The sequence below is a fragment of the Microcoleus sp. N3A4 genome (assembly GCF_036701805.1).
Lineage (GTDB): Bacteria > Cyanobacteriota > Cyanobacteriia > Cyanobacteriales > Microcoleaceae > Microcoleus.
Genome location: NZ_JAUBRJ010000190.1, coordinates 1 through 1,158, shown reverse-complemented (window position 1 = coordinate 1,158; position 1,158 = coordinate 1). Strand labels below are relative to the sequence as shown.

The 1,158-nt window shown below is 46.4% G+C and carries 1 protein-coding gene; it reads right to left on the bottom strand.

Features of this window, described 5'->3' with window-relative positions:
• Positions 1–31 precede the first annotated feature (31 nt).
• The gene (locus QUA56_RS36670; protein WP_445242987.1) at positions 32–1,144 is read right to left on the bottom strand and encodes an RNA-guided endonuclease InsQ/TnpB family protein; all 1,113 of its coding nucleotides are present in this window, start codon (positions 1,142–1,144) and stop codon (positions 32–34) included.
• Positions 1,145–1,158: the final 14 nt, after the last annotated feature.

Genomic DNA, 1,158 nt, shown 5'->3' with positions numbered 1-1,158 from the left:
GTAAGCAACCCCGGTCTAAAGACATGGGGCTTTAGCCCAAGTCAAACATACCGAACAAAGACATTTGCCCTTGCAGTTGGCACGTTATCCCCGGACTTTCGGGCTGGATTACAGACAACCCCAAAGCAGCAATATTCTTACTGGCGTTTAGATCAGCATCATGTTCAAAACCACAATGCCCGCACTTAAATTTTTTCCCGTTCCGATAAGACTTTTTCTGATCGGTTTCGGGGTGAACATGGTGGCAACGGCTACAAGTTTTGGAAGTATAGGCAGGAGGTACAAAAACAACTGGAACACCCGCAATTGCAGACTTGTATCCGACAAACAAACGCAACTGGTAAAAAGCCCAATTGTTCGTCCGCCTCCGCTCAATCTTGCTTCTGGGCTTAGTATTCAGGCTTTCCCTGATACCCGTCAAATCCTCAAAAGCAAGTGTTGCATTTAATCGTTTTGCGTCCTGCACCAATTCCTTACTTATATTATGGTTGAGCCATTTTTGAAAGCGTTGTTCTCTGCCTTGAAGCCTTCTAGTCAAGCGTCTACTCGACCTAGTGCGTTTGCGTTGAACGTTTGCCCTAACCCTACTGTATCTATCTCTAGTAGCCTGCAATTGTTTACCATTCCAAGCTTTGCCCGTGCTGCTCGTCGCGATATCAGTACGCCCCAAGTCAACACCAATTATCTTAGGAGTCTTGGCCGTTGGTGGCGTGTCAATTTCAACTACAAAATTGATGTAGTAGTCCCCCTGACGGGTCTGATTCAGCGTTGCACTGGTAAGAGTTTGACCGCGCAGCAAAGCAATTTGATACCCACCGATAGACAACTTAAAATTGACTCGTCCAGACTTCAATGTAACTCCAACAGTCTGCTCGTCCTCCACATACTTAAATGTGCGGATGTCCAAGGCTATAGAAGTAGGTCTAAAAGTATGGACTTGTTGGCTGGCGCTACAGTTACCAACTACTCGTCTAATAGCTTGGCAGACGTGGTTAGCTTTAAGTCCAGTTGCGGCGCGGACACTTTGATAGACCAGGTGGTGAAGTTTGGTTGTGTTATAGCACTTCTCCTGTTTAGCTACTACCAATATCTGATTGCAAGCATCCGCAAACCCTTCCAGCGTGCTGTCAATTTCTTGACGCATTTCGGAGGGGACTA

What these genes read in the sequence shown, in the direction of transcription:
- QUA56_RS36670 (WP_445242987.1), bottom strand. Translation starts at nt 1,144, where the DNA reads ATGCGTCAAGAAATTGACAGCACGCTGGAAGGGTTTGCGGATGCTTGC.